Source organism: Methanosarcina mangrovi (genome assembly GCF_052057765.1).
Lineage (GTDB): Archaea > Halobacteriota > Methanosarcinia > Methanosarcinales > Methanosarcinaceae > Methanosarcina.
On record NZ_CP195120.1, the window covers coordinates 662251 to 687408 of the forward strand.

Genomic DNA, 25158 nt, shown 5'->3' on the forward strand with positions numbered 1-25158 from the left:
CCTCTACTTGCTGTCACTGCCTTCGATAATATCGGAGGGGGTTATATACATTTGCTTTTCGGACCTTCTTGAAGGTTTTTGAGTTCTCCTTCTTTATGGGCTTTCCCTTCTTTTATGGACTTCACATTCTTTTTCGGATTTCAAAACTTCCCGAGCTTTTCCACGCTTTCTCTCATGGGTTCCGGAGAGAACAGGCTTTTTTCAAGTTTTTCCTTAAATTTTTCCAGAACGGATGCAGGGATGTCAAAGTCCGGAGGCGGCGGGGTAAGCGTTTCAAGTTCAAGTTCTTCTTTTTCCGGCTTGCCTGACCCGAACGCCGGGAGGAGCAGGAGGGCGGACAAAATCAGAATCGAGATTAGATACTCTTTTCCATAAAGTGCCCATAAGGCACTGTTTTCCCCGGCCGGGTAAAAAACCTGGCTTATAATGGATGCAGGCCAGGATATGAGGGGAAGGGTTGAGGCTGCAGGATGGGACAGCAGCAGGCTGAAGATCAAAAGGAAAAGCAGCCCGAAGCCTGCTTTTTTGATAGTCCCGTGCTTTCCCGGAGCAAGCCACCACTCCCACCATACCGATCCCGGACGTCCTGTCCGGATATTTTTAAGGAGGAGGGCTGCAGGCTGTTTTACCTTCCCGGAATTCTCAAGCTTCAGGCATTCTTCAAGCCTTTCGGAAGCTTTTCGGAAGTAACTGGCCTTGCAGTAAAAAAGGCCAGGGAAGTACAGGGCGTAAGCCTTCAGTTCATCGTCTTCGGGGGCCTGGCAAATGGCTGCCTTTTCGAGTTTCCCGGCAGCCGCAAGGAGCATATACCTGAAACGTGCACTGTTTTCCTCAAAAGAAGCTTCTGCATACATATACCTGGCATATGCGTCCCAGAGCAGGAGTCTCTGGTCTTCCGTATCCAGGGCAAGAGCCAGCCTGAAAGACTCAAGAGCGTCTTCATATGCCTGTTCTTCAAGCTCCACCCTGCCTTTCAGGTTCCTTGAAAATGCATTTTCCGGAGCTTCTGCAATTGAAGCTTCAAGCTCTTTTAATGCCCCCCTGCCGTTCCCAAGCCTGAAGTAAATCTCTGCAAGCCCGTTTCTGGCATGAATATTTTTCGGGTTTTTTTCGGTTGCTGTCCTGTAAGCTTTCAAGGCCCGATCAAAATCTCCCTGCCTTGAACAGGCAAAACCCAGCAGGCAGGAGGAAAGATCGGGGTATATATTCTCTGCTATGAGTCGATTGAGAAGTTCAATAGCCTTCCCAAACTCCTGAAGCCTTATCAGGGCAAAGGCTTTCATTATCGAAGCCGGGGTATCTTTCGGATCAAAGATAAGGACCGTATCAAAGGCTTCGAGGGCTTTTTCCCATTTTCCGCAGTGTACATAAACAAGGCCTTTTCCTGAACAGGCTATTTTTCCGTTCCCCGAAAGCTTCCCGGCACTTTCAAAGGCTTCCAGGGCGGCTTCATACCTTCCGAGTGCATCAAGGGCAAAGCCTTTCGCGGTCCTTAGCCTTTCCAGAACGGGTTTTTTTCCGGCGGTATCCAGAGCCCAGGACATTTCCGCTTCTCTTTCTTCCCCGGGCTCTCCGGTTATTTCTGCGCCTATGCCTGTGTAAAAAAGCTCTTCAGCCTGCTCCAAAGCTTCCAGAGCTTCCTCATATTTTCCAAGGCATATAAGGGCAATTCCCCGGCAGGTCAGGGGAGAGATATCCCCGGACCTGTACTTCGCTGCCCTATCAAAAGCTTGAAGGGCTTCTTTATACTCCCCGAGTTCGGCAAAAGCAAGCCCCCTGTATTTCCAGCCTTCAACCCCTATTTTATCTTCAGGGAGCTTCCCGGACAGTTCAAGGTATTTCTTAAAAGCGGTCTGGAGCTGGCTTTCAAGAGACTCTTCAGCCTCCTTTTGCAGGGCCTTAAGCCTGGAGAGGGCAATTCCGCGGTTGTAGCGGGCAGGCAGGCTTTCATAATCAAGTGTAAGGAGATTCTCATAAGCTTCGAGGGCTTTCTGGTATTTTCCGAGCCTGCAGAGCACATTTCCCTTCCCGTTCCAGGCAAAGGCATTTTCGATATCAAGCCTCAGAGCCTGTTCAAAAGCCTCCAGAGCTCTGGAACTGTCCCCGAGCTGAGAATAGATTTCTCCGATACCGCTCATGATGCAGCCGTTTTCAGGCCCGAAGGAGAGGGCTTTTTCGTAAGCTTTCATTGCTTCGTAATATTTCCCCAGGGCAAGGGAGCAGCTGCCCACCCCTCCCCAGCTTTCCGAATCCTCAGGGTTCTCTTCAAGGTTTTTCCTGAATGAGTCAAGCGCCTGTTGAAAGTTTCCAAGAGCAAGCAGGGCTTTTCCCCTGTTGATTTTTGCCTCTGGAAGAGAACTGTCCATCCTGAGCGCACTTTCAAACGCTTCAAGTGCTTCTCCATACCTTCCCAGACTTCCGAGCAGCCTGCCTTTTTTGGCCCTGTTTTCTACATTCATGGGCTCAAGCATAAGGCTTCTTTCAAAAGCTCCGAGCGCTTCTTCTTTTTTCCCGATGCCCTCCAGGATTTTCCCCTGAGTTTCCCATGCTTCTGCAGAAGAGGGTCCAAGCTCCAGAGCCTTTTCACATGCCTTCAAAGCTTCCCTTCTTTTCCCCTGGGAAAGGCATGCTTTTGCCTTGCCTTCCCATGCCCCTGCGTGTGAGGGTTCCAGTGCCAGAGTTTCTTCAAAAGCTTTAAGAGCTTCCGCACTCTTTCCCAGAATGTAGAGGGATTCTCCTCTGTAGTACCAGGCCCCAGGGTTTTCGGGATTTATTTCAAGAGCTCCCGAGAGGGCTGAAACGGCTTCGATATGTCTCTCAAGCTGGTTTAAGGCAAGCCCGCTGTAGTAAAGAGCTCCGGCATGTTTCGGATCTCTTTCAAGAACTCCCTCGAAAGCCTCCAGAGCTTGCTCAGGAAGGTTCAGGTACCCGAGTGTAAGCCCCTTAAAATAGCGGGCAGAAGCATTATCCGGGTCAAAAGCAAGAGCCCTTTCAAAAGCCTCCAGAGCTTCCTCAGGCCGGTCCAGATATCGCAATATATTTCCCTTATATTGCCAGGCTATCGTGTCCTGCGGATTTATCACGAGCAGGCCATCGAAAGCTTCCAGAGCCTTTTCAAAATTTTTCTCTGACTCGATTGGATTTTTCAGGTTCAAAAGAGCAAGGGCTTTACTGTACCAGGCTCTGGCATAAAGAGATTGCATATTCCCCCCGGAGTTCTCTTCTAAAAATATTTGTGTAGAATTATATCTGCTCACGGCTATATATACGTCTACAGAAAAGAGTTACTTATTTACCAAGTATTAATGGATTAAAGCTGTTTTGGATTATTTATCGAAGACTTTCTGTATAATCTTGTTTCTGCCATTTTTTCAGGTATATCTTCTAAAAGCTTCTTCCTAAGATCTTTTATAGGGCGGGAATCTTCTAGATCGAAGGGTGGCATTTCTGGATAAAATTCAATCGAAGAAAAAGCTGGTGATTGAGTCTCTATCTCTATATCTTTTGCCTTAATACGACTTATACTAGGAGAAAATAATATAAATAATATTATTACTTCAATCATCAAATATTGGTTTATATTATTTTCATCAGAGTACACGATACTCAACAATATTATTATTATGAAAATGCTAACAATAATTGTAAACAAGATTATATTCCATATTCCATTTAATGGATGGTAAAGCCACCATTGCCACCAAGAGGGTTTTATCTGATAAATCCATATCTCACCAAGAAGTTTACGTGCACAAGGTTGTACTTTCATTGATGAATTTCTTGGCATTAAGGAGGTAATATTTTGAATAAGTCTACCTTTGGTTTTTAGACGACTGTCCTTACCTGGCTTTAAATCGATACATTCCTTCAGCTTATCTTTAGCTCGAAAATAGTTTTGTGCTTTGCAGTAGTAGACGCCTAGAAAGTAGAGAACGTACGCCTGTACGGCGTTATTTTCATATGATTTTACTTTTTCCAGATCAGAGATAATTGAGGCTATCTCTTCTTGATATTTAACTGCTAGTTCTTCTTTATATTTTTGTTTTTCTTTTCCATAGTTAAACTCTGCTTTGAGATATCTAGCATATGTATGCCAGAGAGTATAAATTGGGAATGTGTTATCCCATTTGATGGCTTGCTCAAAAGATTTAATTGCCTCAGAATACTTTAATTTCTTAATTAAAATTTGACCTTTGAGGCACCATCCCCAGCTTATCTGCCGGGCATACCTATCATATTCTCTTGATATTTCTCTTGTATCTTCAGTATTACAGTATTCTTCAAGTTCTTCTATCTGCAAAAGAGCTTCATCTAAATTCCCAAAATTGAAAAGGAGCCATCCCAAGTTATTAAGTGTGAGTTGATCCTCTGGTTTTATTAATTTAGCTTTTTCAAAGGCTTCTTTAGCTTTGGTTGGTTCATTAAGCCTATAAAGCGTTATACCTTTCAGGTTTAGAGCCTCTGTATTGTAAGGATCTAGTTTTAACGCTTCTAAGAAGCATTTATAGGCTTTTTTATATTCTTCTGGTTTATACTCTCCGAGCTTAAAATGTGAAAGCCCTCTCATACTCCATGCATAAGGGCAGCTAGGATAAAGTTCAGTGGATTTTTTGAATGCTTCAGCAGCTGGCTTGTATTTTTCTAGAAAATAGTATGCAGCACCATTATCACTCCATAACTCGTGATGCTTCTTGTCCAGTCTAGTAGCTTTTTTACACATTTTAAGTGCATCATAAACAAAAACATCACAGCATCTCATTTTAGCTAAAATTATTGCTTTGTTGTTTAGCGCGTCTGGATTCTTCCCATCTACTTTAATTGCTTTTTCAAATGTTTCCAATGCCTGGGGGTATTGTTTAAGCTCATACTGGGCTATCCCTTTATAGTTTAAAGTATCAATATCATAAGGACACAATTCCAATATCTCGTTGAAAGTCTCGATAGCTTCATCGTGTAGTTTGAACTATTCTTGAATAATCCCTATTTTTTTGAATACACTCAAAGAAAAATTATATTTTTGATGTGAGTGAGAACTATTCTTTATATTTTGTAAGGTTCTTATAGATTGTTCTAAACTTTTTTTATACATTTCCTCTTTTATTTTAGGTTTGTATTTTTCATTTCTCTTGAGAATAAGTGCTTTAAAGCATAATATGTCAGCAATATCTTCACTTGATTCATCTTTAAGTGATTTACAAATCCCGGAATATTTATCATATATTTTTATTGCTTGCTCAAAAGAATCAAGAGCTTTTTCATTTTCTCTCAGATAACAATATGCAAGTCCTCTAAATTTCAAGGCGCTGGTGTAATTCTCATTAAGTTTTAAAGCTTTCTCGAAGGCTTCTATTGCATCTTTATATTCTTTGAGAAAAAAATGTTCAAGACCCTTATCGTGTAGAAATTTGGCGTCTTGTGCAGAGAAAAGTGTGAAATCTTCTCTTTTCTTACTTTTAGAGGAACGAATATTTATATTATCTATGGCTTCGATCACGTTTTTATATTTATTGAGAAATAAATGTTCGAGATCTTTATTCTTACTTTCATACGATGAATGAATAAAATCTTCAAAAGTTTCTCTAGACTTCTTGTTTTCACCAAGTTTATGGTATAAAAGGGCTTTCTTATACCAAGCAAGTGAGCTTCTTGGATCAAGTACTATTGCATTATTGAAAGCCTTCATGGCTTCTTTGTCTTTTTTAAGAGAAGAATGAGTAACTCCTTTATTGTACCAAATCTGGCTGTTCCCATTGTCATATTCAAGGGCTTTCTCAAAAGTGAATTTGGCAGCTTCTCTAAGCTGATCTCCAGAGACTGAGGAAGTTTGCATGTTTAATAGTGCAAGTCCGATTTTATTCAATGAATCTGCTTTTTTTTCTCTGTTTGCCATGTCACATACTGACTTGTCTAGTGACTTTTTATATCTATCAAGCCCTTTTGGAGTAAATTCTATTCTACTCAAAATATTTTTATTCTCTGACTTCTCTTCTTCAAATACTAATTTAAGAGTATTTATTGCTTCTTCGTATTTCTCAAGCACCTCGAGAGCAGTACTTCTATAAATTCTTGCATTCAATAAATTCTCCATTGCGTTGCGATCATTGCTTTCTTTCGGCAACTTCTCAAGTTTCTGAATTACTTCGTCGAAGCAATTTATGGCTTTCTCATGTTCGCCAATCGCTATAAAAGTAAGGCCAATGTAATTTTTAGCTTCTATGTACAAAATAGGACTAACTTTTACCGCATTAGAAAAAGCAGTATGGGCTTCAAAGTAGTTCTCAAGCTGATAATAGGTTATTCCCATGCCATAAAAAGCTTCAGCAAAATCTGGATTTATTTTGGTTGCTTTCTTAAAAGCACTAATAGCATATTTATACTGCCTGGTATTATAAAGTAAAAAACCTTTTAAGTTCCAGATCTCTGCATTTTCCCAGCACTGATTCAATTTTTCATCAAGTAGTCTTAAAGATTCGTTAAAAGACTCTTTTGCTTTATACTCATTAGTAAGCTTAGAGTCAAAACATAAAAACGTAGGCTTTAATTTAGTGCGTGTAGGCCATTCTTGGTAAGTGATACCTTTCCAGTATAAAGCCTCAGAACACTTAATATCAAGCTCAAAATCTTCACTGTAAAGTCTAAAACGCTTACTATAGGATTCGAGATCCTCACTGTAATCTCTAAAACGCTTGCTGTAAAACTCAAAATCCCTGATGTACTGTTCAGAATTCTTATCCTTATCAAAATCTTCACTGTAAAGTTTAAAACGCTTACTGTAGGATTCGAGATCCTTACTGTAATCTCTAAAACGCTTGCTGTAGGGTCCAAGATCCTTACTGTAAAGTCTAAAACGCTTACTGTAGGATTCAAGATCCTCACTGTAATCTCTAAAACGCTTACTGTAGGATTCAAGATCCCTGATGTACTGTTCAGAATTCTTATCCTTACTGTATAATTCTAAATTTTTGTTATATAGTTCAGAAGCTTTATTGTAAGCCTGTATCGATTTTTTATATTTTTTAAGCTTACGAAAGGCTGCACCTTGGTTATACAAGGCATCTGCATATTCAGAAGCATTTTTTGGTATTTTCTTATAGTTTTTTAGAGCTTCCTCATATTTTTTTTGCTGATAATATACATTACCTAAGAGTTTATGTGCAAAGCAATTATTGGGGTCTAGCTTAAGTACTTTATTAAAAATTTCAAAGGCATCACTATAATTTTTTGATTTATAAAGTGCATTCCCTTTATTATTCTATATGTTGACTGCATATTTCTATATTGCTTTAATTTTTCGTTTGGTCTTTTTATCTGATCTACGACTTAATGTTTTTATTTTTGCTTCTATTATTCCCAATGCCTTATCATATGCCTTTACTGAGTTCTCCAGATCGCCAAGCATCTCCTGAGTAAGACCCCTGTCATTCCATAGGTTAAATTTTTCTTTATTTTTGTCTTTCTCATTATATTTGATGCAATCATTAAGGATTATCAAACAATCTTGAAAAGCTTCTTTTGATTGCATTTCCATTTTCATCTTTTGAAGCGCAAGTCCTATTCTGTACCATGCTCTCGCGTTCGAATGATTCATAATGGATTCCCATGTTCTTATATGCGTACGATTAATATCGCGAATAGGATATATTTCTAATATTATATATTTGCCACCATATTTCTAATTCTTAGTTCTAATTCTTATTTATAATTCGAGAAATTGCGTATAAATACTACATTCTGCAATACTTTTTCGAAAATGAATATTTTTCCAGATAGCGTCTTCAAATCATCTTCAAATAACAGAGGATCAAATTTGAACTTGATGAAATTGGATACTCTGTTTTAGGTTTCTAACCCCATTCTATTCATTTTTATTCCTGCTCAGAAATCCAATCAATTCATGTTATTGCTGGAAATCAATAGCTTGACGCCTTGAATGTCCGAAAATTTACTGTGGAGAAAGAGATAAATAATAAAATTTGAGAATTAGTACCTATGATTCAAATTCTTTGTAATGTTCCACGATCTCAAAAACAAGTAATCTTTTTGAGATTTGAATTTGTTTCATTTTTAGATTACTAACATCTTGAATACAATTTCAAAAAAGATTAACTCTTTATATGTATTGAATATTTAAATGCATAATAGATAAACACGTTTATCTCGTTAGAATTTTTCCTTGTCGATCTATCAAAAAGTTCGCTTTATCCTAGAGAATTATGATTTGTAGATTTTTACCAGGATCTGAAGCTCTATTAGCTCCCGAAATTCTATGTTTGATGAATCAAATTATTATTTTCGGAGTTCGCTCACCAAAGTTAACCTTTTAACTCCTTTTCATTTTACTCTTTCTTTTCCGGCGGGAGTTTGAAGATCAGCCTGACATTCCTTAAGGTCAGGTTCTTTATGATAAAGGGTTTTGGCCCAAGACCTTTTATTCTAAAGTTTTTTATGTTCGAGTCCTTTATTGTGATGATTTTCGTTCTTGTGTTTTTCTCTGACATGTTACCCCTTTGCTTTCCTGATGTCCTTTAAATTCAGGTTCTTTATAATAAGAGGTTTTGGTCTCAAACCCTTTACTTTCAGGTTTTTTATGTGAATATTCTTTACTCTGACGATTTTTGTTTTCGCACGTTCATCAGGCATATTTTATCCTCCTCCTTGCAAAACAGCTCCTGTCAGCTATCTGGTGTCAGTCTTTCCGTAGATGTCCTGTAGATATTCTCAAAAATGACATAAATCTGAGATGTTACTTTCTAATATAAATTAGCATACAAAATAGATAAATTATTGCATGAAAATAACCTAAAAATCTCACTTAATTATCATTTATATGATAAATAATTAGGGTCTGGAAAAATATAAATATTGAAAGGAGCCCTGCGGCAACTTCCAAGAAAAAGTAGTCGAATTTGTTGAAAATTGCAAAGAGGAGACTCGAATATTTAATGGTGGTACCTGGGCGTACGAAGAAAAAGTTTGATAGATTTTTCTCGCGGAAGAGAGCGTGAATGAAAGGAGCCGCAGGAAGTTCCTGCGGTCCGGGTTGAAAAATGAGTTATGTTTTTCCCGTGAGGGTTATTTCTTGAATTCGGTGTAGCCGCACTTTCCGCAGGCAAGGCGGTTTTTGTGTTCGGCAAGGAATACGCCGGGTCCGCATCTGGGACAGAACTGTTTGAGTCTGGTTACGGAGTCGCCCTGGACTTTGTAGTAATCTTTTACTGCCATGTTTATACACCTCGGTAAGGCTTAAGCCTCTTCTTCCTCAGATTCTGCTCCCGGGGCAGGGTTCCTCTTCAGGATGTATTCCTGTTCTACCTGTTTCATGCGGGCTTCATCTGCGTAGAGCTTTGCATAGCCCTTGCTTTCCTGCATCCCGTATTCGGTTTTGATCCTCTGGATGATCAGCAGTTCAAGGGGGGCGTTCAACATTGCAGCAAGTTTGTTCCTGACGTCACTTCTGGAAGGAGTCGAACCTTCATATTTCACGATGAAATCCAGTTCCCTTCTGTTTAAAAGTGAATTATTTTTATCTTTAAGGATCTTTATGTCCATCTAGAATTCTCCGTATCTTATCCAATTCAGTATTCTGATTTTTGCTGATGAGCTTTTCAAAAAGTACCCTTATTTCTTCTTTCTTTTTCTCCGTAACTCTCACAAAGACCACACCCTCGTCGGGCTGCCCGTAAAGGACCACAGACCCCAGTGGAGCCAGAAGAATTACCGGAAGGGTTGCCAGATCCTCTTCTCCCCTTACAAAAATGCGGAGAAGCTTTTCTGAGGCGAACGCTTCACAAAGGGTTTTTATCAGCTCATCGGTGATAATCCCTGCAGGGTTGTCAACCGAAACTTCTTCATAGACTTTATCCCTGTTCCGGTCCGACACATCTCTGGACACCGGTTTCCTTTTGGTACGGTTATCCACGATACAGATGTCCGGAATAATCCCGGCTTCGAGCAGGTGGAAGGTAGTAACATCCCCTACGGATATAAGTTTTGTGGGGCTTGCAAGCTCTCCTACAAACTTTTCTATGGTATCCCTGCCCTTTCCCCTGTATAAAGTGCCCAGGGGTCTTTTCATAAGTGGGCGAAGTTCTATCGGAAGTTCGATGTGAACACTCAACTCAGCGCACCTTCAAGGCGAATCTGTCCGGGATGTCGACCCCGAGTCTTTTTGCGATTTCCGAGCGTTCTGTGTCAAGGATAATAACAAGTCCACTCCATTCTTCTGCAAGGTCCGAAGTCCCGCAAACAGGACAGGTTTGCCCTTCCAGGACCCTCAAGCAGTGTCGACAGACTTTTTCTGACATTGCAAATCCTCTTTTTTGCTTTCTTTTTTATTCAGGCAGTCTCTTCGCCTGGGGCTTCCTGAGGCTGCTTCTTTCTGCGGGCTTCTTCAAGCCACTGCAGTTTCCCAAGGGCAGTCTGGCGCATGGTAAGCCCGATCTTGCTTTCCTTTGGTTCTCTTTCATTGATGCTGACCGCAACAATCCTCGCTCTTACATGGTCCCCTTCGGCAATTGACTTGCCTCCGTTTTTCGTGACAAGCCTTGCATTTTTAGCATCATAAGAAATAAAGTCGTCAGTAATCTGGCTGACGTGGAGCAGCCCGTCCATCGGGCCCATTCCGACAAAAACTCCAAAGCCGACAGCTTCCACGACTTCCCCTTCAATGATTTCCTGAAGCTCCGGAATGAACATTACGGCTTCGAATGTCACATCATAGTATACAGCCCCGTCTCCTACGAGGATGTGCCCTTCTCCTACCTCGTCGATATTGTAAACAGCGACAAGGGAGCCAAGCTTTTTGTCGACCTGCCCCTCAAGTTTTTCCCGTAACGCGTTTTTAATGGTAGGCATTATTTCTTCCCCGAGAAGGGTGGGAGGAATGCGAACAGTATCAACGAGTTTCATTAATTTATACATCTGCTAATCACCCTAAAGTTAATCAATGGAACTGCTGCCCGGAAATGTCCGGTGGGGTTTTCAGACAATATCAAGTCTGTTTTTCTGGCGCAGGGATACGGTCTGGATTCCGCTTTCGGCAAGCCTGCGCTTCAACCCTATATCGTTTGTCAGAACAGCCGCTTCCATCTCGCCCGCGAGCCTGAGAATCACGTCATCCGCAGGGCCCGTGCCGGCTATTCGCTCGCACCTGTCCATCATGGACCTGGCAACCTTTGCGGCTGTTCTGTTTGAACCTTTTTCCCGCTTTATGAGTTTTTCTATTTCAAATACAACAGCTTCAGGCACATAGAACTCATCAAAACCCAGCCTTTTCAGTTCTTCGAAAATATCCACTCCGAACTGGACAGGGATCATGAACCCGTTAGTATCGATTATGATTTTCAACTCTTTATTACCCCTACTCCAATGAGCCTCCAGCGGGAATCAATTCTCCTGCTGATAGCAACCATCGCCCCAACAGCTGCACATATCGGACGCTTGAGGGCTACCTGGGCTTCATTTTTCCGGGCACTTGTGACGACCCCTACGGTCGTTGCAGTCCCGACATTGAGCATAAGGGGTTCACTGGTTTTAATTTCGTTGATCTTTTCTTCCCTGGTGACTCCCACAACCCTGTCGAGCAGGTGCAGTTCCATGACAAACTGGTGCCTGGTCTCAGGCAGGGTGCCCGGAACGCCTGCGATCTGCCCGGTTAAAGAGTCGCCTTTTGTCAGGGTAGGGTCAAGGTAGGTTCCGACAGCCAGAAGCCCTCCCGGAGTTGCTTCCTCTACCTTTGTCGAGCCTGCATAAATGGATGAAATCGTGGTCAGGATAGGAATCCATTTGGTGCTGCCTTCGGTTGTGACTTTTATTCCCGGCCTGATCTCGAGTTCGTCTCCGGGGTGAAGTACGCCTTCCGTAAGGGTACCTCCGATAACTCCTCCGCGGATTTCATCAATTGAGGCTCCGGGTTTGTTAATGTCAAAAGACCGGGCAATCAGCATGCTTGCAGGCTTGTCCACCTTGTGCACTGGAGTCGGAATCTGGGTTTCCAGAGCATCGATCAGGATATCAATGTTAATATTCTGCTGGGCAGAAATCGGGATTATAGGTGCGTTTTCGGCAACCGTACCTTTAACAAATTCTTTTATCTGGTGGTAGTTCTCGACAAGCTTTTCCCTTGATACGAGGTCTATTTTATTCTGGACTATAACAATGTTTTCGATTCCGATAATGTCCAGAGCCATCAGGTGTTCTTTTGTCTGGGGCTGCGGACAGTCTTCATTTGCGGCAATTACAAGCACTGCTCCGTCCATAATTGCAGCACCGGAAAGCATTGTTGCCATAAGGGTTTCGTGCCCCGGGGCGTCTACAAAGGACACTGTCCTGTGTTCTTCTGTTTTTTCTCCACAGTTGGGGCAGGTCTTTTCCACAGTATAACACTGAGGAGCAGGGCATTTAGGGCATTTCATGAATGGGGAATCGGCATACCCCAATCTTATCGAAATCCCTCTTTTTACTTCTTCACTATGCGTATCCGTCCACACGCCGGATAAAGCTCTAACAAGTGTGGTTTTTCCATGGTCGACATGGCCTACCATGCCGATATTAACACAGGGCTGACTCAAGTTGTAGTTTCCTCCAGTAGAGTGAAGATAATCTGATATAAGGCAGGTATTTTTTCGAAATCTGTGCCTCCGGGGATTTTAACTCCGGGGTCTGCAGATCTCAATTCTAAATCCAGTCTGATTCTTAATTTTCACTATGTGATCCTTGGTGTTATATAAGCTGTAGATGAAGCGGGATTTTGCAGGAACGGGCTTTACATGAGCTCGAACCTTTTCTTCCGGACAAATTCTGAATTTACAGGCTGGAAACCCGAGAGAGTTCTGTAACTAAATTTTTAGTTATGGCTCGAATCTCGCAGATTTGGATGATACTTTTAAAGTTTACGGTATCCTGCACAACTCATATCTACTAATGCCGGAAAGCCTTAATAAATTTATGTGACGATCATATCAAGTTTCTCGAGCTCCAGAGCGCGCCTGATCTCAAAGGCAAGCCTTCTGCCCGTACTCATCGGTCTCCTCCAGAGGGAGTTGCCGTAGGAATGCCCGACTGACATATGCACATTGGTCCCGCCGCCTACTCTCGGGGCTACATCATAAATATAGAAATTCAGGTCCTTGTCCACGCAGGTCTGCAGGCAGAAGGGTCCTATTATTCCAGGGGCGTAGTGCTCCTGAGTGGCTTTCACATACTTTTCTCCCATTTCGAATACCTTTTCAAGGAGAGACTCGCGAAGAGTTGCCGAATTGTGCCCGCAGACCGTGTATTCCGGGGTGAGCTGGTGCGGGGCAAGAGCCATCTGCTGGGGGGCAGGAAGCCTTACATGCCCGTCAAGGCTGGTCTCAAAGCGCCAGTCCACGCCAAGGAGTTCCAGCTTGCTCATTTTCGGCTCGATAGGGGAGTAGAACATATCAAGGTTAAACACAGGACCTATGATATAACGCTCGATCCTGGCGTTTTCGAGAGCTTCGCGCGTAATAACCCCCTGCTTTATAAGGGCTTCGGATTTTTCCTGGTATTCCCTGTAGCTTGATGCCGTGAAAAAGCCTCTTTCGAGTTTCTTTACGGCATGGGGAAGCTTTACCATTACAAGTTCGTTTATGTCCTCTGGAGACTCAATTTTTTCCGGGAACGGAAGCCCGGCTTTTTCAAGGATCCAGTAGTAACTCTGCTGTTCGCTCCTTTCCTCACTCCTGAGGAGGTTCCTGCTCCCTACCATAGGCACTCCGAAGTTATCTTCGATCTCATCGATGCTGCAGTATGAGGTAAAAGAGCGATTAGGGATAAAAAGTACTTTCTCGTCAACCAGTTTCTGCTGGTTCTGGGGCAGGAGGATTTCATTATACTTCTTATATACGACTGCTTCGTCCACAATTCCCCTCTTTATCCTCCCGTAGGGATCCCTCTGAGCCCTGAAGTATTCGGTGTAAGTCTTCTCCCTGCCTGCCTGGCAGACTGCAAGGGTCCTGAAATCTTCTTCAACTGCCCCGTCACAGATATCAAGTCCGGAGTGAGAGGCAATTGTCCCCACTTTAATCTTATCAGCATGTGCGTAATAGCCTTCAACGATTTCCTTAATTTCTTTCCTGTCAATCATATATGATGTCCCTAAGTTTTTTCGAGGTATTGATACTTCAGTAAGATGGGGATCAGATGCGATCCCGTGTGATTCTTTCCCTGACATTCGAGATGAGATACCTGAAATACGGGTCGTGCTTGAAATACGGGTCCCTGCGGTTGTTTTCCACGTATTATGAAATAAAAGCTCCGATTGGATTTTTCCCCATTAACAGCTTTACCTATTAAAACCCTTTCTAATAGAAGTAATCGTTTATATAATCGAGGGTAAGGTGAAGGGCTATATAATCGAGGGTAAGGTGAAAGGCTATATAATAGAGGGTAAGGTGAAGGGCTGGTGCGCCCTCTCACGGCAGCTTCGTTTTATCTGATTTTTAGAGGAAACTCAGGATCAAAGGTGTAATAAAGGTCTCAACTACAGCTGCCACGAAAAGGAGAGGCACAATCCAGCGGAAGTAAAATCTCAGCCCTCCTTTAAATTCTTTTTTAATTTCAGTGTGCCTGCCTATAAGTGCAGCGAAAACCTGGTGCCCGAGTCTGAGCCCTATCCCAGCTGATAGGAAGACCATGGGGAGTTCTAAAATCCCGTGCGGGAGCAGGGCAAGTGTGATAAAAAGCAGGCCTTTTTCCTGGGCTACGAGGTGCGAGATCACTCCTACAACATATCCATTGAAGGCGATAAATAGTACCGGAAGAACCCCAAAGGCGAGCCCGAGTACAAGAAAGATCAGGCTAACAGAGGCGTTGTTAAGAAATATTCCAAACATAATAACTATCGGGGGCATAGACAGGAGGGGCTCGAAACGGTTGCTGAACCCTTTCATGAGTTCGTCAGCCATATTCGGAAAATTTGCCGATGAATTATAGCCTGCGAGTAGAGCCACAAAGAATACCCCGGCAATGATAAGGAAATACGGCCAGATAAAACGCAGGTAGCTGGTAAACCCGGATACCTGTGGGGCGGTTCTTTCCCCTGGCCGGGGTTCTGTTCCTCCTATCTCAGCTAAGTAGGCATTTTCCGCGGGAGCATATACTTCTTCTTTCCTCTTCCCTCCGGGAGTTTCTGCCCTCCCTTCTCCGCTCCTCTCCCCCAAATTGTAGTCTTCCTCTCTTTCCATGTTTATCCCCAACAAAGATTTAACCTCCTGAATTCAGGTGCCAGCTGCAGGCACATGTTTTCATTCCTTTCAGATTCCATGTTTCCGGCTGCAGACCCCTGTTTCCCCATCCCTTTCAGATTCCCAGCATCATGCGGATTGTGTTTCGGGTTGCCGGAGAAAGCCCGAGGATCAAAATAACCATCTTAATAAGCATTTTCAAGTTTTCTGACTCCTCATCTTTCTCAAACTGGGTATCAAGTGCATAAAGAACCCCTACGAAGATAATTAGCTTCAATGGATACATAACCAATGCGGTATCCGTAAGTTTAATGAGATAAGATGGGAGCACGTGTTTTTCAAAGTAGCCTAGTCTGTCTATACCTATGTATGTCGAAGAAGCGTCCATCATATGAGCAAGCAGGATGGAGAGATTCAGAGGGTCGGTAAAAATCGAGGACTTAAAGTGACGGGCAACCGCGTAAAAGGCCAGGGTTAACCCTGTCCCCGCCCCGATCACAAAGACCGGAACGTACGCGGCTACGATATTCTCGAAATATAGCAGGGTGCCAAGGTTTAAGAAAAACCATGCCAGTCCGAAGCCTGCAAATACCGGGCGATAATCCTCCACAAGCCCTGTCTTCTGCAGCCTGATTGAGAGCCAGAGGCAGACTACGGTTACCCCGAAGACCAGGAAATAAATATTCGGGGTTATAAGCAAATAGGAGAATGGGGGGTGAAAGATGCCGGCAGGGGAATCTTCAAGCACGCGCAGGGAAGAACCCGCAAGTACGAACGGCAGGATTGAGAGAATAAACCCGGGAGTTATTTTTACTTCCAGTTTTTTAAGGAGCTTGAAAATCCCGAAAATACAGATCCCCAGTACCATTGCCCAGGTAAAGGTATTTACAAGGTTATACCCGTCATCGGTTTTTATGGGATTCAGATAATAGGTATTGATAAATTGTGAAATCTTATCCGTTAAAATACTCATCTTATCACTCATTCAAAATGGCAATAACCTAATATAATTAATACTTACTGTAAATGGCCGAATTTGCGTACTGGCTCATATATCTGAAACAAATTTCCTTCTTAAATATAAATGTGATAATCTTAAAGGTGAACGGTGTTCGGTTTAATAGCAGATATTTCTTTGCCTTCTCGAAGCTATGTTTCAGGAAAAGCAAATATGTATATGAATGTTATATGGTAAGTATTATATCACTATATTTTTATAATTAACCTATGTAATTGTATCTGTTAATGAGTAAGAGTCAATAGGTCTATCAAAAGAGAAGGAATTGATTTAAGTAAATTACCCTGGGGAAGTACCATATTTAGTTCACAGTGAGGTCCCGGAATTCCTGAGGTTGTTCCGGATGAAAGAAATTCTTCCGGGCGAAAAGTTAAGTCCAGAAAGAAAGGTGCGGAATGAACCGGCAGAAGCACTGCATTCTTAATCCTGTCTGAGAATTAAGTTAATGAATTAAGTTCTCCTATTAAACCTATATTTGATAAGTTGTTTTGATAAGTTGTCGAAATTTCCTGAAGATCTTATCATCTGTCGACATAATGCCTGATGCTTATCTGCTGGTGTTAAATACCCGGATGACTAGAGATATCTGCAGAGATAGTTGAGATGTAAATCTTCAGTAAGTAAGCTTCAATAACGGATGGCATGTGCCTGCCGTGTTAATTAAGTCAAGTCTAAGCTATATCTTATTACACCTCAATATTACAACTAAAAATTCATGCGGGTATAAAATTGACCATCAATAAAAACAGCGCAAAATGGATGCAGCTTCCGCGGGACGTGCTTGTAGGGCATGGTGTGCTTGAGGAAATCGGAGATGTCTGCAGGGACCTGAAACTGAAAGGAAATGCGCTGATAGTGACCGGGAACACCACCCGGGGCGTTGCGGGTAAAAGAGTTAGTGAACTCCTGGAAAACACAGGGAGCAGCGCAGAAACGGTGCTTACCTGCAGGGCAACTATGGAAGAAGTCGAGAAAATAATGCAAAAAGCCCTCGAGATAGAGGCGACTTTTCTTCTTGGGATAGGAAGCGGCAGATCCATCGACCTTGCAAAACTTGCTTCCACGAGGCTTGAAATCCCCTTTATCAGTGTGCCGACGGCAGCTTCTCATGACGGCATTGCTTCTTCCCGTGCCTCGATAATTGACAACGGAAAAAATGCTTCCGTACAGGCCCAGGCTCCTATTGCCGTGGTTGCGGACACCGAAATCATCTCGGCAGCTCCTTTCCGATTTCTAGCAGCCGGCTGTGGAGACATTATTTCCAATTACACGGCAGTCCTGGACTGGGAGTTTGCAAGCCGGCTCCGGAACGAGTACTTCGGGGAATACGCTGCAGCTCTCTCCCGCATGGCAGCAAGGGTGGTAATAGAAAATGCCGATTCGATAAAGCCCGAGCATGAATCCTCTGCCAGGCTTGTGGTAAAAGCCCTGGTCTCAAACGGGGTTGCAATGAGCATTGCAGGTTCTTCAAGGCCGGCTTCGGGATCGGAACATATGTTCAGCCACGCCCTTGACAGGATTGCTCCAAAACCTGCGTTGCACGGTGAACAGTGCGGAGTGGGTACGATCATGATGATGTACCTGCACGGAGGAAACTGGCAGGAGATCCGGGATGCCTTAAAAAAAATCGGGGCTCCTACAACTGCAGAAGAAATGGGCATAGAAGATAAATATATAATCGAAGCCCTGTTACATGCACACAGTATCCGCCCGGACCGCTATACAATTCTCGGAAACGGGCTTACTCCCTCGGCAGCCGAGAAAGTTGCAAGAATCACAAAGGTCATAAATTGAAAAGTTGTTCTAACTCAGGCTGAAGCAAAAAATCAGCAACTGTTTGAAATATCATAAAGATAAACAATGATATATCAGAATCTTTCAGGTCAGGGTTCGGATCTGATAAGTGTTAACGGCCCATTTGAGTTTAAGTTAATTCAATTTATTCAGGATAATCCGTCTTAAGTGCCTGACTTCAGGTCTAATCTCAATACTAATTCGAAATATTTCGGGACAAGCTCCAGGATCCCGAAAAACTAACAAATGCCGGAATAAATTTAAATGGAAGAACTATTATGACAGAAAGCGATACCAAAATAACACTCATAGGATCACGGCTGGCAAGGGAAGGGCTGGAATTCATATTCAAAGGTGAAATGCCTGAATGCAAGAAATGCCGGTTGAAGAATACCTGCCTTAACCTTGAACCCGGACGCAGATATAGAGTCGAGAGGATAAAAAGTAAAGACGTACACGAGTGTTTCCTGCACGATGGCGGGGTGCTTGCTGTGGACGTCAGCAGGGCTCCTATCCTGACAACCGTGGAATCGAGAAAAGCCGTTGAAGGGGCAAAAATTATGTATGAGCCCGCTAAATGTGGAAAGAGAGAGTGCAGCGTTTATGAGGTCTGCCATCCGGAAGGGCTTTTAAAAGGGGACAAATGCAAAATCGTAGAGGTCCTTGAAAGCCTTGACTCAAAATGTGAAGCCGGCAATTCCTTGAAAAAAGTGAAACTTGCCTGGTGAACATAAACAAACACCTTTTAGTAATAGTAAGACTGATAATTAATAAAAAAGGTATAAAGCGGTGTTATAAGTGCCTGAACATGAAATGAACCAGGTCCCCCCCTATGAATTTTATACCCAAAAGCGCTGGGAAAACTGGCTCGGACGGGCAAGGGAAAGCGGTTTTCAAATAAAGGAAACAGAAGAAGAAGCCGGGAAGGAAAGCGCTGTATTCGTCAATATGGTTGACGACGTGATCCTTGCCTGCCTGAAAGTAACCGCTCGCTTTGAAAAAGCCATGCTCTCCAAAGAAAAAGCTCTGCAAATTCTTGAGGAGATAAGGGATATCGTGCTTTCCGAGGTCGACCCCATTTCTGAAGATATCGACCTTATGATCGATTCGGTACAGACCTCTCTTATGGGGGCGCTTGTCGCCTTCGAATGCTATGTTATGGGTGATTATGAGGACGGAGCAAATATCGATGAACTTATAAAAGCAGCAGTCGATGCCGAAGCCTCGGACAACCTTGAACTTGCTCTTGATTACACTGCACAGTGCGGCGCAATCGTGCTCAAAGGACAGAGCCTGCCTGAAGAGGTCATGGCTGAGCTTCCGTACGGCATTGTTGCAGAGTGGCTTGACGGGATTGACTCTATCTCGGCAGCAATGGTCGGAAGTGACAGTTACAAAGAATTTGATGAAGATGACGAGGAAGACGCCGTATAACATCTTCCTCTCCTAACTTTTTTAAGTACTCAGGATTTTTTTTGCAATCTTATTTTTAAGTAAGCTTATTTTTAAAGTAAATCCTATTTTTAAGTAAGCTCATTTTCTAGCAATCTTATTTACCTGGCATTCAGGTCTTTTCGATTACTTTTTTATATACTTCAAGGGTTTTTGCGGCTATCGTTTCCCAGTTGTACTTCTTTTTCAGGAGGTCGTACCCCTTCTCTCCCATCCTGTTGCGGCCGAGTCCTTCTAATACGTAATTGAGGCCCCAGGCAATGGAAGAGGGTTCTTTATGGGCAATGATACCTGTCCTGAAGTTCTCAACAAGAGCGACTGCATCACTTGCAACCACCGGCTTTCTCGCATCCCATGCTTCAAGCACGACTATTCCGAAGGGCTCGTTCCGGCTAGGGACACATACAAGGTCACAGGCGTTAAACCAGTCTATGACGGTGTTGTCCGGGGCATAACCAAGGAAATTGCAGGAGTCCCCAATCCCAAGCCTGTTAGCCTGGTTTTCACATTGAGCCCGCATCTCTCCTTCTCCTATGAGCACAAACTGGGCATCCCTTTTCCTCAGGACTTTTGCTGCAGCTTCGACGAGCAAATCCGGGCCCTTCTGGTAAGACATCCTTCCGGTGAAGAGCACCACGGGAAGGCATGGATGAATACCGTAGTTTCTTTTTATTGTTCCGGGGTCAACATTCCTCTTTATTTTTCCCACGTTTATCCCATTGGGGATCTCCCAGAGCTTATAATCGGGAATTTTGTAAATGTGCTTGACTTCCTCTTTCAAAATCGTAGACGTAACAATTACATCGGAAGCTTCATACCCGCCAAGCCATTCCCTGTGTGAAATCTCCTTTGCTTCCCACCAGTCTCCGTGGAGGTTTCCATTGCGCCCCCATTCCGTACTGTGAAAGGTAAGGACAAAAGGCAGCCCGAACTGGGCTTTAATCCTGCAGAGGACATTTACAGGATGCCAGTCGTGCCCGTGGAGGATATCAAACTCTCCCACTTCCTCCCTCACGTCCAGGAACCGACAGTACATGGCGTCGCACATCCTGTTCATCTGTTCCACTATCCCTCCGTACCGGTCGCATGCCACCCTGTGGTAGTGAACTCCTTTGATGATTTCATCACCATTATCTTTGCCTCGGGTAAAAAGATGGATATCGTGACCCTCGGCTGCAAGAGCCTCAGAGAGTTCGGATACATGGGGTGAAATACCACCTACACGTATCGAATACAGACTTTCCCAGCTAAACATTCCTACTCGAATCTTTTTCATAGACTCACTCATTCCTTTTTGTCAAGTAAAGGACATCATGGCTGCTAAAAGTTACAGGCATCCCCCAGCCTGTGCTGTTAAAACCCTTCAGTTTCCTTATATATGTTTTCCAGATTGGTAAACTCGGGTTGTGCCTTTCTAGCTGCAATTCCTCTGTCCGCCTCCCCCTAAAATCCTTCACGTACCTATTCAGGACAGGAATTCTCCAGATCTGCTTGTCTGGAGGCAATTTTCGCATTACGGATACATCTCTATACTTCCCTAACTTTATCCTTTTTAATTGTACATAAATATATCTCCGTTTTTTTCCCCATGTTTTACAGCGGATACTTTCACTCCAGCTGTTTATTTCTCTTTCCCGGCTTCCTCCTGAGCCGGCTCATTATTATATCCCCTCAGGTATGAGGCTGCCTTTTCAGGAGAAACCGTGTTGATGTAAATTCCGGTATTCAGTTCGAACCCTGCGGCAGTGGAGATCCTGGGTAGCAGCCTCAGGTTCAGGTGGTACTCCGGGGTTTCAAAAAGCTGGTAGAACATGTAGTTATAGGGCAGGTTCCCGAGTACTTTTTCATAACTCCTGAGGACCGCTCTCAAAATTTCCCCAAGGGGAAAAAGGAGTTCCGGACTAAAATCTCCCAGGCAACTGATATGTTCTTTTGGAAGGATCCATACTTCAAAGGGTCCCATTGAATAGTAAGGGGCAAAAGCCACAAATTTGCTATTTTCATGGATAAGGCGTGTTGAAGCTTTTTCTTTTTCAAGGAGCGCGCAGTACGGGCACTTTTCTTCTTCCCTGATAGCTTTCAGTTCCCTTTCCAGAACCTGAGGGAAAACAGGCAGGGCGAGGAGCTGGCTGTGCGGATGGTTCTGTGAAGCGCCTGCGGCTTTTCCGGAGTTTTTGAACAGGGAGACATAACGAACTTTTTTGCGGGCTGCGTAATGGCATACCCTGTCCTTATAGACCTTCATAAGCCCGGATATTTCAGTGTCGGAAAAGTCCCCAAGTTTTTTCCCGTGTACGGGGGACTCCACTATTACCTCATGGAAACCGAACCCCGGAAAAGCTTCAAGCCCTTTTCCGTGAAATCCGGGAGGAGGGGGGGCAGGAGAAAGTGCAGGATAAAGGTTTGGAAAACAGCGAAAATCCCAGTTGCGGATTCTTTTTTCTTCGGTATCGGCAAAGATCTCCCCTTTCTTATATACCGCAGTTGCAGAAGGCGTCTTTTCTTCATTCCCCCCGCAGAACACGCAGCTTTCGGAATGGTTTTTTTCGGAATCTTTGGCTGTTCCTGCAAAATCCGAAGGTCTTTTAGCTCTCCCTTCGGCAATTATGCAGTACTCGGGGAGAAAATAGTGCTTTCTGATTTCTGACATTTTCGGAAAACCTCAATCTACTCCTGATTTCCTCTTTTATCCATTTAGGAGTCTTCATTTTTTATTTTTACAAAAGCGTGCCCCGCTTATCAGTTCATAATACTGTTCTGCGGGTTTTTCCCAGCCCATATCCTTTGCAAGGAGAAACGCCTCCCTGCAGAGAAGTTTGTATTTCACCCGGTCGTCTATGAAATTTCTGGTAAAGTAACTGACCGAAAGGGCGTAGTCAAGGACGGTCTCGTAGTAAGAGAGGTCTATGTTGTCTACCACTATTACTCCGCCCAGGCCTTCGACCAGGGATTCGATAGTTTTTATGGCATCACTGAAACCGCAGACCCGGCTTACCACGCTTGGGGTCCCCTCTCTTCCGGCTTCGAGTCCTGTTAGCAGGAATGGGTCGTAGCGGGAGGGAAAAATTCCGGCGCAGCAGCCAGCCATAAAGTCCCTGACCCCCATTCCCAGCCCGCCGTCCTCTGTTGAGATTATCTGGGGATAGAGCATAGCCGCGACCGAACGCTTTCCTCTTACCATTTTCGGGAAATCAAGCTCTCTCTCTTCTATCATCTGCTGAAGCCTCAGCTCGTTTCCCACAAGCACATCTTTTGGAAGATTTACCGGGAACCCTTCCGGAAGGTTGGTTTTAGGGCCTTCCGTAGCCACAAGGAAGCAGATTACCTTTATCCCCTCTTCCATATGTCCTTCCATTATACTGTTCCTTATTATATGCTCGAGAGCTACAAGGGAATCAAGAAGGTCGGGGTACCCTTTGTTTTCAACCTCTATACGGGAGATTGTGAAAATGGGGATGATCTTTTCGGGCTCGATCTTTTCCCCTCCGTAATATCTGTACAGGTTTTCGGAAAGGAAAGTCCGGATCTTTGAGAGGCAGAGTTCTTTTCGGGGCCAGTCTATTTTTTCGGTTTCGATTGTTATCCCGTTTCTAATGACAATTCCGTTGATCCCGTAGAAAAGTCGGGCTTCCTGGCGCGTGGACTCTCCTACTGCAGTAACCATGTCTGCGTACATGGCAAGGGCTTCGAGGGAGGCAAGGTTTTCCGGCACTCCAGGAGGCCACGTGCTGTCATTGTTTCTCCTTTTCTGGATTGAGTTGTATCCGGCAGCTCTGCCGGGGATAGTAGCATGCAGGGTTGCAACGGAATTTGTCGGGATCCCCAATTTTCGAAGTCTTGCAGGAGCATAAAATACCCCAAATTCATGGCAGTGCAGGGAAACTCCGGGGCAGGGAATCAATTCTTTCCCCTGGTCTTTCTCTTCTGCCAAAGTTTTGGGAGCCGAACTTACAAGAAGCCGGATCAGCTCGGAAATCGAATGTGAAAGAGAAAGGTAATGAGTATATTCCGCGCCATTTGGCATACTTTCATATCTGAGGGAGTCAAGCCCCAGGAGTTCGTAGGCTTCGGCTTTGACCCTGCTTTCGAGAGTCATCTCTTTCCCCCCATAGGTTGAGCGGATTTTTCCAAAATCAGAGGTCTGGAATTGCAGGTAACCTATCCTGGTTTCCCCGACCATTTCTTCTCCTGTGAAAACGCTAATGCCCTCGTTTTCAAGGGCTTTCAAGCTTTTTTTGAGTTCTCCGTCAGTGCTTAGGGGAGCAAGCCCGTTCATATTCGTAATTCTGTTCAAGCCCCGGTTCCAGTCAGCACCCCTGTGCCCAAAATATGGTCCTGCAACAAGAATTTCTGTGTCTTCTTTTGCCTTAAGTTTCCCGGAGTCAAAAAGAGCCGCAAGGGTATGTGCCTCTTCATGAATGACGTTCCAGATCCCGCCCATTTTATTTGATGCAGGCCCTGCCTCTTCTCCGGCAAGTAGAATGAAATGGTTTCCCATTCCTGAATTCCCCCTAATGTTTTTTGCCGTTAGATTTCGTGTTAACTTTTATTGTCTATGAATATTAATGCCTCTCAATTTATAAAGTAAACTGATGTATACGGTGAAGCAGAGAACTGCATAATAAATATGTGCAAAGTGTGATAACGATATGTAAAATACGACAAATATTTGGAAGATATGACAAATATGTGTGAGTAATATGTGTGAGATAGAAAATCGTATCAATATGTCTTCCAGAACCTATCTTTCAGGACCGACCTTTAAGGATTGAATTAAAAAAATAGAAAATGATTCCGGAACCGGAATGAAGCAGGATAGAAGCTTTTCAGGCCCCGGTTTTCAGACCAGGATTCGGATCCGGGTTTTCAGGCCCGGGAGTGAGGGAAAGCCTCGAACATTGAAGCTTTTGTTTTTGCGTAACAATTCTCCACAAGCTGCAGCGTCCCTTCGAGATCCGTAACCTCAAATTCAAAGAGAGTAGAGAACTCCTTTACCCGGGCATCAAAGTCTTTTTCATAGGCAAGGCCTGTATTTACCCTTGCAACCCTTTTGTAGCCCGCATAGTCAAAGACGAATTTCGACATCTCAATATCATCCGGGTTCCGGCTCAGGCCGGCAGTCCGGATCATTTCCCTCCAGTTCACGGCCCACATGGGGGTCAGGAAAAAGGTCCCTACGCCCCTACAGCTCTTCAGGACTTCCAGGTAGTGCCCCCTGCCTCCGAGTACGGCCCCTATACAGTCGTCCACGATTTCTCCGTTCTCTTCTTTCAGGATACAGACCCTGCAGTCCAGGGCCTTGAAGTCTTCTTCAATTTTCCCGAGCACGTTTCCGCAAAGCCCGTAAAAGAGAAGAACTCCATCCGAGCGGGGGGCCATAAGTTCCACTTTTGAATAAACGGTTTTTTTGAGGTTTTCAGGGATTGCGTGCAGGGCAAGCTCAAGCATGTATATTATCAGGGTTAAACCTTCGGCTTCCCCTGAAGATTTTTCGGGAATCTCTTCAAGGGGGAGCGCTGTATGTTCAATTCCTGCTTCGGCCATCTTTCTCATGATCCCGCCGCAGTCTTCGTTTTCCACTACGAGCACTTTTCTGATCTCAGGGTCATTTTCAAGGAGGTGCATTATTTCGTCTTCGAACATCCTGCACCCTATTATGGTCATTACCGGCATCTGTACTCCTCTGGT

At 43.8% G+C, this 25158-nt stretch carries 24 protein-coding genes and 1 pseudogene; 3 read left to right on the top strand and 22 right to left on the bottom strand.

Annotated features, from left to right (window positions below):
- Positions 1-140 precede the first annotated feature (140 nt).
- The 17 genes and pseudogenes from ACSAZL_RS03160 to ACSAZL_RS03240 form a co-directional block, all read right to left on the bottom strand.
- Positions 141-3203 (bottom strand): tetratricopeptide repeat protein, encoded by a 3063-nt coding sequence (locus tag ACSAZL_RS03160; RefSeq protein WP_440947292.1) that lies wholly within the window; start codon positions 3201-3203, stop codon positions 141-143.
- A 107-nt stretch (positions 3204-3310) separates the two neighbouring features.
- On the bottom strand, positions 3311-4915 hold the full coding sequence (locus ACSAZL_RS03165) for a tetratricopeptide repeat protein (protein WP_440947293.1): 1605 nt from the start codon (positions 4913-4915) through the stop codon (positions 3311-3313).
- A 48-nt stretch (positions 4916-4963) separates the two neighbouring features.
- Positions 4964-6304: a tetratricopeptide repeat protein gene (locus tag ACSAZL_RS03170; protein WP_440948771.1), complete on the bottom strand. Its 1341-nt coding sequence runs from the start codon at positions 6302-6304 to the stop codon at positions 4964-4966.
- 21 nt (positions 6305-6325) lie between these two features.
- Positions 6326-7210: pseudogene (locus ACSAZL_RS03175) on the bottom strand (tetratricopeptide repeat protein); the annotation flags it as partial.
- Between the two features lie 63 nt (positions 7211-7273).
- Positions 7274-7534 carry a hypothetical protein gene (locus ACSAZL_RS03180; RefSeq protein ID WP_440947294.1) on the bottom strand — a complete coding sequence of 87 codons (261 nt, stop codon included), beginning with the start codon at positions 7532-7534 and terminating at the stop codon, positions 7274-7276.
- An 802-nt stretch (positions 7535-8336) separates the two neighbouring features.
- Positions 8337-8498 (bottom strand): hypothetical protein, encoded by a 162-nt coding sequence (locus ACSAZL_RS03185; protein ID WP_440947295.1) that lies wholly within the window; start codon positions 8496-8498, stop codon positions 8337-8339.
- Between the two features lies 1 nt (position 8499).
- Complete coding sequence (locus tag ACSAZL_RS03190) at positions 8500-8640, bottom strand: hypothetical protein (protein ID WP_440947296.1); 141 nt, start codon at positions 8638-8640, stop codon at positions 8500-8502.
- A gap of 432 nt (positions 8641-9072) precedes the next feature.
- Positions 9073-9222 (bottom strand): 30S ribosomal protein S27ae, encoded by a 150-nt coding sequence (locus tag ACSAZL_RS03195; RefSeq protein WP_048137678.1) that lies wholly within the window; start codon positions 9220-9222, stop codon positions 9073-9075.
- 21 nt (positions 9223-9243) lie between these two features.
- Positions 9244-9549 (bottom strand): 30S ribosomal protein S24e, encoded by a 306-nt coding sequence (locus ACSAZL_RS03200; RefSeq protein ID WP_440947297.1) that lies wholly within the window; start codon positions 9547-9549, stop codon positions 9244-9246.
- Complete coding sequence (locus ACSAZL_RS03205) at positions 9530-10117, bottom strand: GTP-dependent dephospho-CoA kinase family protein (RefSeq protein ID WP_440947298.1); 588 nt, start codon at positions 10115-10117, stop codon at positions 9530-9532. The genes ACSAZL_RS03200 and ACSAZL_RS03205 overlap by 20 nt, the downstream gene beginning before the upstream one ends.
- Before the next feature lies 1 nt (position 10118).
- Complete coding sequence (gene spt4, locus ACSAZL_RS03210) at positions 10119-10304, bottom strand: transcription elongation factor subunit Spt4 (RefSeq protein WP_011023600.1); 186 nt, start codon at positions 10302-10304, stop codon at positions 10119-10121.
- Positions 10305-10335: 31 nt separating this feature from the next.
- Positions 10336-10920, bottom strand: coding sequence for a DNA-directed RNA polymerase (locus tag ACSAZL_RS03215; protein ID WP_440947299.1), 585 nt, complete (start codon positions 10918-10920; stop codon positions 10336-10338).
- A gap of 60 nt (positions 10921-10980) precedes the next feature.
- Entirely contained in the window at positions 10981-11346 is a 366-nt protein-coding gene (locus ACSAZL_RS03220) for a PIN domain-containing protein (protein ID WP_440947300.1), read from the bottom strand.
- Entirely contained in the window at positions 11343-12569 is a 1227-nt protein-coding gene (locus ACSAZL_RS03225; RefSeq protein ID WP_440947301.1) for a translation initiation factor IF-2 subunit gamma, read from the bottom strand. The genes ACSAZL_RS03220 and ACSAZL_RS03225 overlap by 4 nt, the downstream gene beginning before the upstream one ends.
- A gap of 374 nt (positions 12570-12943) precedes the next feature.
- Complete coding sequence (locus ACSAZL_RS03230; protein ID WP_440947302.1) at positions 12944-14107, bottom strand: formate--phosphoribosylaminoimidazolecarboxamide ligase family protein; 1164 nt, start codon at positions 14105-14107, stop codon at positions 12944-12946.
- Between the two features lie 355 nt (positions 14108-14462).
- Positions 14463-15206, bottom strand: a complete 744-nt coding sequence (locus ACSAZL_RS03235) for a stage II sporulation protein M (protein ID WP_440947303.1) — start codon at positions 15204-15206, stop codon at positions 14463-14465.
- 115 nt (positions 15207-15321) lie between these two features.
- Positions 15322-16191 (bottom strand): DUF63 family protein, encoded by an 870-nt coding sequence (locus ACSAZL_RS03240; protein WP_440947304.1) that lies wholly within the window; start codon positions 16189-16191, stop codon positions 15322-15324.
- Between the two features lie 756 nt (positions 16192-16947).
- Here ACSAZL_RS03240 and ACSAZL_RS03245 point away from each other — a divergent pair.
- The 3 genes from ACSAZL_RS03245 (at position 16948) to ACSAZL_RS03255 (ending at position 19452) form a co-directional block, all read left to right on the top strand.
- The gene (locus ACSAZL_RS03245) at positions 16948-18018 is read left to right on the top strand and encodes an NAD(P)-dependent glycerol-1-phosphate dehydrogenase (RefSeq protein WP_440948772.1); all 1071 of its coding nucleotides are present in this window, start codon (positions 16948-16950) and stop codon (positions 18016-18018) included.
- A 278-nt stretch (positions 18019-18296) separates the two neighbouring features.
- The gene (locus tag ACSAZL_RS03250) at positions 18297-18746 is read left to right on the top strand and encodes a UPF0179 family protein (protein WP_440947305.1); all 450 of its coding nucleotides are present in this window, start codon (positions 18297-18299) and stop codon (positions 18744-18746) included.
- Between the two features lie 70 nt (positions 18747-18816).
- Positions 18817-19452, top strand: coding sequence for a DUF2150 family protein (locus ACSAZL_RS03255; protein WP_440947306.1), 636 nt, complete (start codon positions 18817-18819; stop codon positions 19450-19452).
- A gap of 130 nt (positions 19453-19582) precedes the next feature.
- On the opposite strand, the gene ACSAZL_RS03260 is transcribed toward ACSAZL_RS03255, so the two are convergent.
- The 5 genes from ACSAZL_RS03260 to ACSAZL_RS03280 all read right to left on the bottom strand — a co-directional run bounded on the left by ACSAZL_RS03260 (position 19583) and on the right by ACSAZL_RS03280 (position 25143).
- The gene (locus tag ACSAZL_RS03260) at positions 19583-20746 is read right to left on the bottom strand and encodes a glycosyltransferase family 4 protein (protein ID WP_440947307.1); all 1164 of its coding nucleotides are present in this window, start codon (positions 20744-20746) and stop codon (positions 19583-19585) included.
- Between the two features lie 4 nt (positions 20747-20750).
- Positions 20751-20984, bottom strand: coding sequence for a hypothetical protein (locus tag ACSAZL_RS03265; RefSeq protein WP_440947308.1), 234 nt, complete (start codon positions 20982-20984; stop codon positions 20751-20753).
- A gap of 107 nt (positions 20985-21091) precedes the next feature.
- Entirely contained in the window at positions 21092-22120 is a 1029-nt protein-coding gene (locus tag ACSAZL_RS03270; protein WP_440947309.1) for a galactose-1-phosphate uridylyltransferase, read from the bottom strand.
- A gap of 54 nt (positions 22121-22174) precedes the next feature.
- Complete coding sequence (locus ACSAZL_RS03275) at positions 22175-23968, bottom strand: glycosyltransferase family 4 protein (RefSeq protein WP_440947310.1); 1794 nt, start codon at positions 23966-23968, stop codon at positions 22175-22177.
- A 368-nt stretch (positions 23969-24336) separates the two neighbouring features.
- A complete protein-coding gene (locus ACSAZL_RS03280) occupies positions 24337-25143 on the bottom strand; it encodes a DUF1638 domain-containing protein (protein WP_440947311.1) in 807 nt (268 codons plus the stop codon).
- Between the last annotated feature and the right edge of the window lie 15 nt (positions 25144-25158).